11 protein-coding genes and 2 pseudogenes are annotated in these 12,920 nt (G+C 65.2%); 6 read left to right on the top strand and 7 right to left on the bottom strand.

What is annotated here, in order from left to right:
- Window positions 1-16: 16 nt before the first annotated feature.
- The 3 genes from ABIB51_RS04255 to ABIB51_RS04265 all read right to left on the bottom strand — a co-directional run bounded on the left by ABIB51_RS04255 (window position 17) and on the right by ABIB51_RS04265 (window position 3,147).
- Window positions 17-754, bottom strand: coding sequence for a GAF and ANTAR domain-containing protein (locus ABIB51_RS04255; RefSeq protein ID WP_354185797.1), 738 nt, complete (start codon window positions 752-754; stop codon window positions 17-19).
- Between the two features lie 65 nt (window positions 755-819).
- The gene (locus ABIB51_RS04260; protein WP_502916068.1) at window positions 820-2,094 is read right to left on the bottom strand and encodes a MinD/ParA family ATP-binding protein; all 1,275 of its coding nucleotides are present in this window, start codon (window positions 2,092-2,094) and stop codon (window positions 820-822) included.
- 237 nt (window positions 2,095-2,331) lie between these two features.
- Window positions 2,332-3,147 (bottom strand): MBL fold metallo-hydrolase, encoded by an 816-nt coding sequence (locus tag ABIB51_RS04265; protein WP_354185801.1) that lies wholly within the window; start codon window positions 3,145-3,147, stop codon window positions 2,332-2,334.
- Between the two features lie 210 nt (window positions 3,148-3,357).
- Here ABIB51_RS04265 and ABIB51_RS04270 point away from each other — a divergent pair, with 210 nt between their 5' ends.
- Window positions 3,358-4,020 carry a TMEM175 family protein gene (locus ABIB51_RS04270; protein ID WP_354185803.1) on the top strand — a complete coding sequence of 221 codons (663 nt, stop codon included), beginning with the start codon at window positions 3,358-3,360 and terminating at the stop codon, window positions 4,018-4,020.
- On the opposite strand, the gene ABIB51_RS04275 is transcribed toward ABIB51_RS04270, so the two are convergent.
- From ABIB51_RS04275 to ABIB51_RS04285, 3 genes are read right to left on the bottom strand one after another with little or no spacing between them, the layout of a single operon-like run.
- Window positions 3,969-5,405, bottom strand: a complete 1,437-nt coding sequence (locus ABIB51_RS04275; protein ID WP_354185805.1) for a dihydrolipoamide acetyltransferase family protein — start codon at window positions 5,403-5,405, stop codon at window positions 3,969-3,971. The two genes, ABIB51_RS04270 and ABIB51_RS04275, sit on opposite strands and share 52 nt — an antisense overlap.
- 2 nt (window positions 5,406-5,407) lie before the next feature.
- The gene (locus ABIB51_RS04280) at window positions 5,408-6,532 is read right to left on the bottom strand and encodes an alpha-ketoacid dehydrogenase subunit beta (protein WP_354185807.1); all 1,125 of its coding nucleotides are present in this window, start codon (window positions 6,530-6,532) and stop codon (window positions 5,408-5,410) included.
- Window positions 6,529-7,800: a thiamine pyrophosphate-dependent dehydrogenase E1 component subunit alpha gene (locus ABIB51_RS04285; protein ID WP_354185809.1), complete on the bottom strand. Its 1,272-nt coding sequence runs from the start codon at window positions 7,798-7,800 to the stop codon at window positions 6,529-6,531. Before ABIB51_RS04285 ends, ABIB51_RS04280 begins: the two co-directional genes overlap by 4 nt.
- Window positions 7,801-7,959: 159 nt before the next feature.
- On the opposite strand from ABIB51_RS04285, the gene ABIB51_RS04290 reads away from it, so the two are divergent.
- The 5 genes and pseudogenes from ABIB51_RS04290 (at window position 7,960) to ABIB51_RS04310 (ending at window position 11,911) form a co-directional block, all read left to right on the top strand.
- On the top strand, window positions 7,960-8,424 hold the full coding sequence (locus ABIB51_RS04290; protein WP_354185811.1) for an Lrp/AsnC family transcriptional regulator: 465 nt from the start codon (window positions 7,960-7,962) through the stop codon (window positions 8,422-8,424).
- 215 nt (window positions 8,425-8,639) lie between these two features.
- Window positions 8,640-9,467, top strand: coding sequence for a glycosyltransferase (locus ABIB51_RS04295; protein ID WP_354185813.1), 828 nt, complete (start codon window positions 8,640-8,642; stop codon window positions 9,465-9,467).
- Between the two features lie 78 nt (window positions 9,468-9,545).
- Window positions 9,546-9,914 (top strand): glycosyltransferase family protein, encoded by a 369-nt coding sequence (locus ABIB51_RS04300; protein ID WP_354185815.1) that lies wholly within the window; start codon window positions 9,546-9,548, stop codon window positions 9,912-9,914.
- Window positions 9,911-10,941, top strand: a pseudogene (gene gmd / locus ABIB51_RS04305) (GDP-mannose 4,6-dehydratase). Before ABIB51_RS04300 ends, gmd begins: the two are co-directional and overlap by 4 nt.
- Window positions 10,938-11,911 (top strand): annotated as a pseudogene (locus ABIB51_RS04310) (GDP-L-fucose synthase family protein). The pseudogenes gmd and ABIB51_RS04310 overlap by 4 nt, the downstream one beginning before the upstream one ends.
- 9 nt (window positions 11,912-11,920) lie before the next feature.
- Here the strand turns inward: ABIB51_RS04310 and galU are convergent.
- The gene (galU, locus tag ABIB51_RS04315; RefSeq protein WP_354185816.1) at window positions 11,921-12,811 is read right to left on the bottom strand and encodes a UTP--glucose-1-phosphate uridylyltransferase GalU; all 891 of its coding nucleotides are present in this window, start codon (window positions 12,809-12,811) and stop codon (window positions 11,921-11,923) included.
- Window positions 12,812-12,920: the final 109 nt, after the last annotated feature.

Below are 12,920 nucleotides of genomic sequence, written 5' to 3' on the forward strand. Positions count from 1 at the left end.
TAGGGCCGCCGCGCGCTTACGCTTCGAAGTGCGTCCGGACGTCCCCTGCGGTGATATTCGCCAGGATATCCGCGGCCACGTCCCGGAGCTTCTGGTTCCGGTTGCTGGAGACCCTGGTCAGGATGGTCATGGCCTGCTCCTGCGAGCAGCGGTTCTGGGCCATGACGACGCCGCAGGCCAGGTCGATCGACGTGCGGTGCTCCATCGCGGCCTGCAGGTCTTCGGCGCGGGACTGAGCGGTTCCGATCCGGACGGCCAGCCGGAGCGAGCGGCCCGCGAGGTCGGCGAAGCCCGCGGCCTCCTTGATGACTTCATCGGTGAACAGTCCCGTGTCGGAGCCGAAGAAGTTCAAGGCGGCAGCCGAGTCCGCACCGATTTCGAGCGGGACGCCGAGGGTGCTGCGGCAGCCCTGCGCGGCGAGCTGCAGCTGGTAGCCGGGCCAGCGCGGGTCGGTGTCCACGTCGGCCAGCAGCACCACGGACTTGGTCCGGAGCGCCTCGATGCAGGGGCCGTCGCCGAGGCTTTGTTCGATGCGGTCGAGGATGACCGCCCGGGGGCTGCTGCCCGCCACCGTCATGGTCCGTCTCCGGCGCTGCAGCGTCACGCCGCACTCGACTTCGGCACCGACCAGCCGGGTGAGCGCCCCTGCTGCGAAGACGGCCAGCTGGTCGAGGAAGTCTTCCACGTTTTCCGTGCCCAGGAGGAGGTCCTGGAGCTGGATGGCGGCTTCGTCCCCGGCGCTGTTGTTGGTCATGCCTAAATGTAAGTCGCGTCCCGGCGCGGCACAACTTGATTCAGCCGCGCCGCCAACGGCACGGCCTATACGTAACCGTCCACGATCGCGGCGGCGATTTCCCGGTAGGCGCGCCGGGTTTCCGGGCGGAGCACATCCAGGGTGACAAGGTCGCCGTCGGCCACTCCGCGGTCGTGCGGGACGGCGATGAGCTGCCGGCAGATCCCGGACAGGTGGTCCTCGATCGCGTCCTTGTCCACCCGGGAGGACACTTCGTCCTTGTCCGTGATGACGACGACGGCGTTGCGCGCGAGTTCCTCGTACCCGTGGCTGGCCAGCCAGTGCAGGGTGCTGCGGGCCCGCTTGGCACCGCTGACGGCGTAACCGGCGGCGATGATCAGGTTGTCCGCGGACTGCAGGATGCCGCTCATGGCGTTGTGGGTGACGCCGGTGCCGCAGTCGGTGAGGGCCACCGAGTAGTAGCCGGAGATGAGTTTGCGGATCCGCAGGTACTCCTCGGCCGTGAGCGAGTCCGAGACCTCGGGGTCCTGCTCGCCGGCGATCAGGTGCAGCCGGCCGGCGTGGTGCATGTACCGGGCCAGGGCGGTAAGGGAATCGACGGATTCGACGTTCTTGAGCAGGTCCGTGATGGTGCGGGGGCTCTGCTGCTGATAGATGCCTTCGCCGAGGGCGCGCTCCACGAGGTCACCGGAGTCCGGGTTCGCGTCGATCGCGCAGGGCGGGTCGCCGCGGAATTCTGCCAAGGTCAGGCCGACGCCGACGGTCGTCGACGTCTTGCCGATGCCGCCCTTGAGGCTCAGGACGGCCGTGTTGTAGCTGCCCTGGAGCTGGCGGGAGATGCGCCGGGCCAACTCGTCTTCTTCGCGTTGACGTGCGCTCGGGCCGAGATTGAGGCCACCGCCGGTCATCTTGTACAGGGCGCCGCGGAAGCCGCCTACCGGCTTCGGCTTCTGCTCGCGGACGAACAGGCCCGGCGAACTGATGAAGTCCGGAACAGGGGCCGCGGAGAGGGCCGCTGCCCGGCTGGCGGTGCGGGTGGAACGGGGCGGCTGGGCGGGGACGCTGGGCGCAGTCTCCGGGGCGGCCGGCAAGGCCGATCGCCGGGAGGTGGCGGCGCCGGTCTCGGAGTCCGGAGGTTCCGTGGCCTCCGGGGACGGCGGAGCTCCGGCGGGAACTCCCGGAGCCGCGGGGACCTTGCTGATCACCGGAGCCGGGCCGGTGTCGGGCTCGGAATTGCGTTCATCGGCTGCTTCGGCCGCCTCGGCCCACGAGGTGCGGCGTTTGGGGACGGCGCGGTCGGTGGCTTCGGCGGGGCTGGTGCGGGGATTGACGACCGGCATGGTTCCTGTCCGGGCAGCTTCTTCACCGTCGGCGCGACGCAAGTCTCGCCGACGGCGGATTTCAGGCTGCCCTGAGTTGTCAGTAGTGGCAGCTGAATTGTCTTCCACCGATTCGGGCATCTTTGATTTCTCCCAGGACTCACAGCGGGGCACGCTGCGGCGCTTGTTGGACGTCGTTCAAAGGGCAAGTCTAGGCGCAGTCGTGAGCACCCTTATCATCGCGGGAAAAAATTTGCCCTAGTGGTGCGCCCGCGTCTCCTGCAGTCGTTTGATGAACCATCGTGCCTGCTCAGGGCCGTACGGGAGGATCGGGATGGCCTTGGTGGCGTCGTCGGGGGTTTCCCTGGTGGCCTGGATGGCCTGCCGCACGGCGGTGCTCATCGTGTTGGCCATGGTCTTGACGAATTGGTCGCTGCACGGTGCACCGTGTCCGGGAATCAGGAATTCATAGCGGTGACGCAGCGCGGACAGGTGCCGGAGGGCGTTCGCCCATTCTTCGGGGTACGAGTCCTCAAACGACGGGTGTGAGCCCTGTTCCACGAGGTCCCCGGCGTATAGCGTCGTGGCTGTCCCGACGAGCAGGTCCCCGTCGGTGTGGCCGGCCCCCAGGTAGAACAGCGTGGCGGTCTGGCCGCCGAGGTCCACCAGGACGGGCTGGTCTTTGACGATCGCGTTCGGAACCACCAGTTCGACGTTGCTGCCGGCGCCGGCGGCCATTTCCGGCTCATAGGCCGTGACGGCGCGGCGCTGGAGGTCCCCATTCTCTTCGATCTCCGCGGCGCAGTTCTCGTGGGCCCAGAATTCCGTGACGCCGTCGTCGGCGAAGACGGCGTTGCCGAAGAAGTGGTCGTAGTGCGCGTGGGTGTTGACGACGACGAGCGGCAGTCTGGTCTTGGTCCGCACGGCGTCGAGGATTTCGCGTCCCTGCCGTGGGCCGCCGCCGGTGTCGATCACCATGGCGCGTTCGGTGCCGACAACGAGGCCGGTGTTGAGCAGGGAACCTTGGGTTGTCAGGACGTAGTTGTCCGGGCCAACCTCGAGCCATCGTGACATTAAATCTCCGTATTCCGACACTGTTCCGGCGCCGTTTGGTGCAATGTACTGCCCTCGATTGTACGCATGCCGGGCTGACAAGTCCCGGAGGCACGGCCGTCTTCGGGTGCCCTGCGGGAAGCCATCGCCCGGGGCAGCGCCGCCGTGTAGCCTATGGCTACTTCAGTTGTTCCGCCGCGTGCTCCACCGAACGATCGGAGGTGGCTTCTGATGGAATCCGGCACGTCTCTGGAGCGGATGGTGTTCTTCAGCGATGCCGTCTTTGCGATCGCGCTGACGCTCCTGGCCCTGGACTTGAAGCTGCCTGCGGGAATTCCGGCGGAGGGGCTGGACGATGCCCTTGTCGCGGCGCTGCCGCAACTGCTCGCGTATGCGTTGTCGTTCCTCATCATCGCCAGGACCTGGATGTCGCACCGTTCCGACTTCACCAGGATCCGAGGTTTCAATGTGACACTGGGCCGGCTGAATCTGGCCCTTTTGTTCTTCATCGCCATGCTGCCCGGCCCGACGTCCGTGCTCAGCGAGTACGGGGATGACCCCACGCCCTGGCCAAGTGTCCTGTACGCCGCCAACATCGCCGCGGTCTACCTGACCATGGCGGCCATCTGGGGGTACTCCAAGCACGCAGGCCTGCTGGAGCGGGAAGGGGCCGCGGACGGTCACGGGAAGGTGTTCAACATCCGGCTGGCCGGGGCGCTGGTCTTCCTGCGATTCCGGCGGCCTTTGTCCTCACCTCCAACACACCGTTCCTGTGGCTGCTGCTCATACCGGCGTCTTGGGCGGCCCGCCGTCTTCCTTCCTGACCACGGGCCGCGGCCGCCTCACATGTCCGCGAGCACCGACCCGGGGTTCTCGATGGCGTCGGCAACGTAGCGCAGGAAGCCGCCCGCCGTTCCGCCGTCGCACACGCGGTGGTCGAAGGTCAGGGTCAACTCGGTGACCTTGCGGACCGCGAGTTCGCCGTTGACCACCCAGGGCTTGTCGATGATCCGCCCAACGCCCAGGATTCCGGCCTCGGGGTGGTTGATGATCGCGGCGGAACCGTCTACCCCGAACACACCGTAGTTGTTCAGCGTGAAGGTGCCGCTGCCGAGCTCCGCCGGGGTCGCTTTGCCCTCGCGCACGACGGCGGTGAGCCGGCGGATCTCGGCGTCCAGTTCACGGGCGCTGAGTTTGTCCGCGTTCCGCACCGAGGGCACCATCAGTCCGCGGTCCGTCTGGGCCGCGAAGCCGAGGTTGACGCCGTCGAAGGCCACAATCTCCTGCATCGTGCCGCCCGCGGCGTCCTCGGTGGTCACGATCCGGGTGTTCAGTTCCGGGAATTTCTTCAGCCCGGCCGTGACAAAACGGGCGATGTAAGCAAGCAGCCCGGGCGTGTTGTGCGGGTCAGCCTTCTTCAGCACGGCCCGCATCTCCACGAGCGCTGTGGCGTCCACATCCACCCAGACCGTGGCTTCCGGGATCTCCGAACGGCTGCGCGACATGTTCGCCGCAACGGCTTTCCGCACACCGCGGACCGCCGTGCGTCCGGAAATGCCCAGCCCGGTGCGCGCGTCCGTGTCGGACGCCGGGGCCGGAGCAGCCGGCACCACGGCCGGGCGCGCCACCACCGGCGCCGGCTTGATGACGGCCTCGACATCACGCCGCATGATGAGCCCGCTTGCCCCCGATCCCTGGAGTTCCCCCAAATCAACTCCATGATCGCGCGCCATCCTGCGAACCAGCGGGGAAATAACCGCCCCGAGCTTCCCCGGCACCCGCGTCCGCAGCAGCACCAGGTCATCGGCAGCCTTCTCGGCAGCAGATACGCCACTGGCAGACTCAGCAACCGGTTCGACGACCGAAGTACCGGCGGCCCGCTTAGGAGACCGCGTCCGCCGGGCAACCCCGTGCCCGCCCGGAGTCCCATATCCGATCAGGACATTCCCGGACCCGGCCTTCTCCTCCTCGCGGTAAGCCTCGGCAGCAACAGCGGCCGGCGAGGAAGCAGACGTCTTGGCCCCACCAACTGAGCCAACCGGCATCACGGAGATCAGCGGCTTGCCGACGTCGAGCGTCTGCCCGGGCTCGCCGTGCAGCACGGCGACGGTGCCGGCGTACGGCGAGGGGACTTCGACCATGGACTTGGCGGTCTCGACCTCGGCGATCGGCTGGTCCACGCGGATTTCGTCGCCCACGGCCACGAGCCAGTTGACGAGTTCGGCTTCGGTGAGTCCTTCGCCGAGGTCCGGCAGAAGGAATACTTTCGGTTCGCTCATGGTCAGTCTTCCCACTGGAGGTCGTCAACGGCGTCGAGGATGCGGTCCACGCCGGGCAGGTAGTAGTGCTCGAGTTTCGGCGCCGGGAACGGCACATCGAAGCCCGTGACGCGGCGGATCGGCGCGGCCAGGTGGTGGAAACAGCGTTCCTGGACCCGGGCGACGATCTCGGAGGCCACGGAGGCGAAACCGTGCGCCTCGGCAATGACGACGGCGCGGCCGGTCTTGCGGACCGAAGCGCAGACGGTCTCGTCGTCGAAGGGCACGATCGAGCGGACGTCGATCACTTCAAGGGAGCGTCCTTCCTCGGCGGCCGCCGCGGCGGCGGCGAGTGCCGTCGGGACCGAGGGACCGTAGGCTATCAGCGTGGCGTCGGTTCCCGGCCGGGCGACGGCGGCGCGGCCTTCGGAGGAGGTCCCGCGTTCGATGTTCGCCGCGTGCTCGGCCCGCAGCGCGTCCAGGTCCACCTGGTCCTTGGACCAGTAGAGCTTTTTCGGTTCCATGAACATGACCGGGTCGTCGGAGTCGATGGCCTCGCGGAGCATCCGGTAGCCGTCGGCAACGGTGGCCGGAGTGAAGACCTTCAACCCGGCGGTGTGGGCGTAGTAGGCCTCGGAGGAGTCGCAGTGGTGCTCCACTCCCCCGATGCCGCCGGCGTAGGGAACACGGATGACCATGGGCAGCTTCACGGCGCCCTTGGTGCGGTTGTGCATCTTCGCGACGTGGCTGACGATCTGTTCGAAGGCGGGGTAGGCGAACGCGTCGAACTGCATCTCGATGACCGGGCGCATGCCGTTCATGGCCATACCCACGGCCATGCCGACGATTCCGGATTCGGCCAGCGGGGTGTCGAAGCAGCGGCTCGTCCCGAAGGTCTTGGTGAGCCCGTCCGTGATCCGGAAGACTCCGCCGAGCATGCCGACGTCCTCGCCGAACACCAGGACCGAAGGGTCCGCGTGCATGGCGTCGGCCATGGCCGCGTTGAGGGCCTTGGCCAGGGTGATGGTCTGCGGACCGGCCTTTGCCGCGGCCTGTTCAGCGGCGTCAGCTGCCTTGGCGGCGGCGCGGGCGGTGGCCGCACTGACGTTGCCGTTCGCCTCGGAGGAAGTGGTGATGGTGGGGCTCATTTCGCGGCCTCTTCCCGGGAGAGCTCGTCGGCGAGCATGGCGGACTGTTCTTTCAACTGCGGCGTGGGCGTGGAGAAGACGTATTTGAAGAGGTCCAGCGGTTCAACCGGGACTTCTTCGCCGAGGCCCTCGCGGAGCTGTGTGGCGACGGCTTCGGCCTTTTCGGCGATCATGGCGGCGCGGTCGTCGTCGAGCAGTCCGCGGTCCGTCAGATAGGTCTTCATCCGGCTCAGCGGATCCTTGGCCACCCACTGCGCAACTTCGCTGTCCTGGCGGTAGCGGGTGGCGTCGTCAGCGTTGGTGTGGGCCTGCATCCGGTATGTGTGGGCCTCCACCAGCAGGGGCCCGGAGCCTTCGCGGGCGAGCTTGACGGCACGTCCCAGCACGGCCAGCAGGGCCACGATGTCGTTGCCGTCCACGCGTTCCCCGGCCATGCCGTAGCCCACGGCCTTGTGGGCCAGCGACGGCGCGACGGACTGTTGCGCCAGCGGAACGGAGATCGCGTACTGGTTGTTCTGGACGAAGAAGACCACCGGCAGGTGGAACACGGCGGCGAAGTTCAGCGCCTCGTGGAAGTCGCCCTCGCTCGTGGCACCGTCCCCGCACATCGCCAGGACCACGGTGTCTTCGCCGCGAAGCTTGGCGGCATGGGCAACGCCGACGCCGTGCAGCAGCTGGGTGGTCAGCGGCGTGCACTGGATGCCGACCTTGTGCTTGGCGGGGTCGTAGCCGCCGTGCCAGTCTCCGCGGAAGAGCGTCATCGTCTGGACGGGATCCACGCCACGCGCCATCACGGCCACGGAGTCGCGGTACGTCGGGAACATCCAGTCGCCGTCGGACAGGCAGAGGGCAGCGGCGACCTGGCAGGCTTCCTGGCCGTGGCTGGACGGGTAGACGGCCATCCGGCCCTGGCGGACGAGGGCGGAGTTCTGGTCATTGACGCGGCGTCCGACGACGAGCTGCTCGTAGGCGGCCATCAGTTCGACATCGCCGGGGACGCTGTACTCGTGGCCGGGCTGGGTGCCCTGCTCGGTGTGCGGATTCAAGGCGCCGTCCGGCCCCACCATCTGGATCTGGTGCCGTGCGGGCAGCATGTAGTCCTCGACCGTGATGCCGAACTTGCGCACTGCCTCGCTCGCGGCGTCTTCCGGCACGGATGCCTGCCCGTCCGGCTGGTCCGCCGGGGCTGCCTGGTCCGCCACTGTTGCGCCGGTCGCCGGCTTTTCAGCGGCCGCGTGCTGTGCAGTGTGGTCTGCGGAGATCGTCATTGGTCCGTCCTTCTGTAGCCACTATTCGCTCCCAGTATGCTGCCGGGCGATGTTTCGTATCCACCTGTCGGCAAAATCGTGGAGATGTCCCCAAAAATGCCCTAATCTGGAAGACGAATCGTAAGTGTGAGCTGGATTACCGGCGGGGGTTGTAGACAAATGGCAGAGCTCGACGAGGAACAGGCCGCGGTGCCGCTCGACGATGTGGACCGGAACATCATCGCGGAGCTGACCCGGGACGGCAGGATGTCCGTGACCCAGGTGGCCGAGAATGTCCATATTTCCCGCGCGCACGCCTATACCCGGATTGCCCGGCTGACCGACGAAGGTGTCCTCACCAAGTTCACGGCTCTTGTGGACCCCATCAAGGCGGGCCTGAAGTCCTCTGCCTATGTGACCCTCAAAGTCCGCCAGCATTCCTGGCGGGAACTGCGGGAACTGCTGCGCGCTATCCCCGAGGTGCACCACATTGCACTTGTGGGCGGAGACTTCGACGTGATCCTGCTGGTGCGCGCGGTGGACAACATCGACCTGCGACGCGTCATCTTCGACCAGCTCCAGTCGATGCCGGGCGTCCTCGACACCCAGACTTTCCTCGTCTTTGAAGACGTGGATACGCGGTAACACATTTCGCCGCCTGTTGTGCATTAGCTGGAAAAGCAATGCGATCAGGCGTGGCCCGCGGATACGAGGGCGGCCGGAAAAGACAAGTAGCCGATACTCGTGCCGGGGCTGACGGGCCGTTCATAAGATCATCAGCAGCACCCGGTTGCATTCGAATGAAGATCGTAACTGGTACAGCAGGCATGGTAATTCTTATCCAGTATTTGGCGGTCTCAATGACAAGAATCACTATCATCGGGCTTAACTACGCTCCGGAGCGATCCGGCAATGCCCCCTACACCACCGGCCTGGCCAAAAACCTCGCCGCAACCGGCCACACAGTCCGGGTCGTCACTGGTTTTCCGCATTACCCCGAGTGGCGGCGCCAAGAGGGATATGACGGCTGGCAGAAAGCCGAGTCCCTTGACGGCGTCTCGGTTACGAGACTCCGTCACTACATCCCCCGCAAGCCCACGGGCCTGCGCAGAATCATTATGGAATTGACCTTCGGGGTGCGCGCCCTGGCCGCCGATTGGGATAAACCGGACGTCATTCTTCTCGTAAGCCCGGCGCTGATCTCCACGGGCCTCGCCGCCATAAGGGCACGGCTCTCCATCAAAAGGACCCCCTGCCTTATCTGGGTCCAGGATTTGTACAGCCGGGGCGTTGTGGAAACAAGCTTGGCAACGGGACCGCTCGCACGCCTGGCCATCCGGCTGGAGTCGGCAATCCTGGGCCGTGCGGACGGTGTGGTGGCCATCCATGAACGGTTCCGCACCTACATCACTGACACCCTGGAGGTTTCCGCCCGGGATGTCCGGGTCATCCGGAACTGGACGCACCTCCCGCCGGCCCCGGCGACCGGACAGAGTGAACTTCGGGAACGGCTCGGCTGGGAAACAAACGAGACCATCGTCCTGCACGCCGGGAACATGGGGAAGAAGCAAGGCCTCGAGAACGTCGTTGCGGCCGCCCGCGTCGCCGAAGCAAGCAATAGCCGGGTGCGGTTTGTCATGATGGGAGATGGCAATCAGCGGGCTGTTCTGGAAATGGCCGCCAAATGACTGCGCAACATTTCGTTCGTTGACTCGTTGCCCGACGCGGACTTCCAAACAGCGCTCACAGCTGCTGATGTGCTTCTCGTGAACGAACTGCCCGGGGTCAGGGAAATGTCGGTGCCGAGTAAACTCACGTCCTATTTCAATGCGGGCGTGCCGGTCCTCGCGGCGACGGATGCCGGCAGCGTCACCGCCGAAGAGATCGCTTCCGCAAATGCCGGGGTACGGGTGGATGCGGACGATCCGACGGCGCTGCTTGAGGCCGCCGAAGCTCTTGGAACAGACAAAATATTGTCCAGGAAGCTCGGACAAAACGGGATAAAGTTCCGGCAGATGACGCTTTCTGAAGCGATAGCTATTGCCCAATACGATGACCTGATTCAAAGTTTTGCACCAGCGGGCGGGCTTAAGCCCGCGCAAATCATTCTTTCGCATCTTTGGGGGGCCAAATGAAAAAGCGCGCATTTATCACTGGCATCACGGGTCAGGACGGTTCTTATCTTGCGGAACTGCTCCTGAACAAAGGGTATGAGGTGCATGGGCTAATTCGCCGGGCATCGACATTCAACACGGCGAGGGTCAATCACCTCTACGTTGACCGCATGATCCCGAGGCCACCCTCTTTCTCCATTACGGCGACCTGAGTGACGGTGCCCGGCTGGTCACGCTGCTGGCCGACATCAAGCCTGACGAGGTCTACAACCTGGCGGCCCAGTCCCACGTCCGCGTTTCCTTCGATGAACCCGAGCACACGGCCGACACCACCGGCGTGGGTACCATCCGCCTCCTGGAGGCCGTTCGGATGTCCGGCATTAGGACGAAGTTCTACCAGGCGTCCTCGTCCGAGATGTTCGGCGCCACACCTCCTCCCCAGAACGAGGAGACCCTCTTTTACCCGCGGTCCCCCTATGGCGCTGCCAAGGTCTACAGCTACTGGATCACCAAAAACTACCGCGAGGCCTACGGCATGTTTGCCGTGAACGGCATTCTTTTCAACCATGAGTCTCCCCGCCGCGGCGAAACATTTGTCACCCGGAAGATCACCCGGGCTGTGGCGGCCATCAGGGCCGGCAAGCAGGACCTGCTGTACATGGGAAACCTTGACGCCATCCGTGACTGGGGATATGCCGCGGAGTACGTCGAAGGCATGTGGCGGATGCTTCAGGCCGATGAACCGGAGGACTTCGTGCTCGCGACCGGCGGCAGCTACACTGTCCGGGACTTCCTGCAGATCTCCTTCGACCACGCCGGCCTGAACTGGGAGAACCACGTCCGGTTCGACGAGCGGTACCTGCGGCCCACCGAAGTTGATGCCCTGATCGGCGATGCCGCCAAGGCCCGGGAAAAGCTCGGCTGGAAGGCATCGGTCCATACCCCGGAGCTCGCCCGGATTATGGTGGACGCCGATATCGAAGCTTTGCGGCACGCTGGTGACAGTTGGATCGACAGCGTCGACCTTGAGAGCTGGAACGACCGGTGAGTCCTTACGTCGATTTCTTGCCCGCCGGCCTCGACCGTTCATCGCCGTTCTACATAGCCGGCCATCGGGGGCTGGTCGGCTCGGCGATCTGGCGGAACCTGGAGGACGAAGGGTTCACGATGCTCATCGGACGCACGTCGGGGGAACTCGACTTGAAGAACCGCAGCGACGTTTTCGACTTCTTTGCGGCCACCGGGCCGCGCTATGTGGTGCTCGCCGCAGCCAAGGTGGGCGGCATTCTGGCCAACAGCACGTACCCGGTCGATTTCCTCAGCGACAACCTGCGCATCCAGGTGAATGTCCTCGACGCGGCACGCGAATACGGGGTGGAGCGGCTTCTCTTCTCGGGTCGTCGTGTATCTACCCCAAGTTCGCCGAGCAGCCGATTCGGGAGGAATCGTTGCTGACCGGCGCCCTGGAGCCCACCAACGATGCCTATGCGATCGCCAAAATTGCCGGAATCATGCATGTCCAGGCGATTCGTCGCCAGTATTCGCTCCCTTGGATCTCGGCCATGCCAACGAACCTTTATGGTCCGGGGGACAACTTCTCCCCTGCGGGCTCCCACGTTCTGCCGTCCCTGATCCGGCGCTACGACGAGGCAGCCCGGACTCGCGCCGGCAGCGTCACCAACTGGGGAACAGGCTCGCCGCGACGCGAATTCCTGCATGTGGACGATATGGCGTCGGCGTGCCTGCATCTGCTGGAGAACTACGACGGCGCCGCCCAGGTCAATGTGGGGACGGGAAGCGACGTCACGATCCGGGAATTGGCTTCAATTGTGGCGGAGGCCGTTGGATACGACGGACAGGTCCATTGGGATTCCAGCAAACCCGATGGCACGCCACAAAAGCTGTTGGACGTTTCCCGGCTTGCCCGGGCCGGCTGGTCGGCGCGCATTAGTCTGAGCGACGGTGTCAAAAGCACCGTCGAATGGTACCGGGAGAATATCGATCACATCAGGGAATGATCCTGGCGTCTAGTTGAGGAAGCCCTTCATCCACGACCTGAGTTCTTCGCCGAATTCCACCCGCTCCGCGGCAATCGAAATGACCGCCTTAATGTAGCTCAGCTTGTCGCCCGTGTCGTAGCGGCGGCCCTTGAAGACCACCCCGTAGACGCCGCCGCCCTCGCAGTCGGACACCGCTAGGGTGTGCAGCGCGTCGGTCAGCTGGATCTCCCCGCCGCGGCCGGGGGGCGTGTCCTCCAGGACGTCGAACACGCCGGGGTGGAGCACATATCGCCCGATCACGGCCAGGTTCGACGGCGCATCCGCGATGTCCGGCTTCTCGACGAGGCCGTTGATCCTGACATGGTCCTCCCCCAGAATGGCTGACACGTCGGCACATCCGTAGGCACTGATTTCGGCCTGGCACACTTCGATCAGGGCGATCACGGAACCCCCGGTCCGGGCCTGTACGTCGATCATGGTGCTCAGGAGCTCATCACGCTCGTCGATCAGGTCATCACCCAGGAGGACCGCGAAGGGCTCGTCGCCCACATGCTGGCGGGCGCACAGGACCGCATGGCCCAGGCCCTTGGGGTCGCCCTGCCGGACGTAGTACAGCGGGCCCAGGCTGGAGGCGTGCCTGACGGCATCCAGCCGGTCGAGATCGCCTTTCAGCTCCAGGGCGCGTTCCAGGCTGGGTTCCCGGTCGAAGTGGTCCTCGAGGGCGCGCTTCTGGCGTCCCGTGATCATCAGGAGATCGGTCAGGCCGGCCCGGACGGCTTCCTCCACGACGTACTGGATGGCCGGCTGGTCCACTACCGGCAGCATTTCCTTCGGCATCGCCTTTGTGGCCGGCAGGAAACGTGTTCCCAGCCCGGCGGCCGGAATGACAGCCTTATTTACGCGTTTCCCCGAGGTCATATCCGAACCATACAAGCGGCATTTCAAAATGAGAATGGTTTTAGCAAAAGACGAGTACCGAGACAACTTGGTCTCCCCTGGCGCCGCCCGCGCGGATATTCAGCCTCCG

The organism is Arthrobacter sp. UYCu712 (genome assembly GCF_040547005.1).
Lineage (GTDB): Bacteria > Actinomycetota > Actinomycetes > Actinomycetales > Micrococcaceae > Arthrobacter.

Coding starts and splice junctions, on each gene's coding strand:
- ABIB51_RS04255 (WP_354185797.1), bottom strand. CDS start 754: ATGACCAACAACAGCGCCGGGGACGAAGCCGCCATCCAGCTCCAGGAC.
- ABIB51_RS04260 (WP_502916068.1), bottom strand. CDS start 2,094: ATGCCGGTCGTCAATCCCCGCACCAGCCCCGCCGAAGCCACCGACCGC.
- ABIB51_RS04265 (WP_354185801.1), bottom strand. CDS start 3,147: ATGTCACGATGGCTCGAGGTTGGCCCGGACAACTACGTCCTGACAACC.
- ABIB51_RS04270 (WP_354185803.1), top strand. CDS start 3,358: ATGGAATCCGGCACGTCTCTGGAGCGGATGGTGTTCTTCAGCGATGCC.
- ABIB51_RS04275 (WP_354185805.1), bottom strand. CDS start 5,405: ATGAGCGAACCGAAAGTATTCCTTCTGCCGGACCTCGGCGAAGGACTC.
- ABIB51_RS04280 (WP_354185807.1), bottom strand. CDS start 6,532: ATGAGCCCCACCATCACCACTTCCTCCGAGGCGAACGGCAACGTCAGT.
- ABIB51_RS04285 (WP_354185809.1), bottom strand. CDS start 7,800: ATGACGATCTCCGCAGACCACACTGCACAGCACGCGGCCGCTGAAAAG.
- ABIB51_RS04290 (WP_354185811.1), top strand. CDS start 7,960: ATGGCAGAGCTCGACGAGGAACAGGCCGCGGTGCCGCTCGACGATGTG.
- ABIB51_RS04295 (WP_354185813.1), top strand. CDS start 8,640: ATGACAAGAATCACTATCATCGGGCTTAACTACGCTCCGGAGCGATCC.
- galU (WP_354185816.1), bottom strand. CDS start 12,811: ATGACCTCGGGGAAACGCGTAAATAAGGCTGTCATTCCGGCCGCCGGG.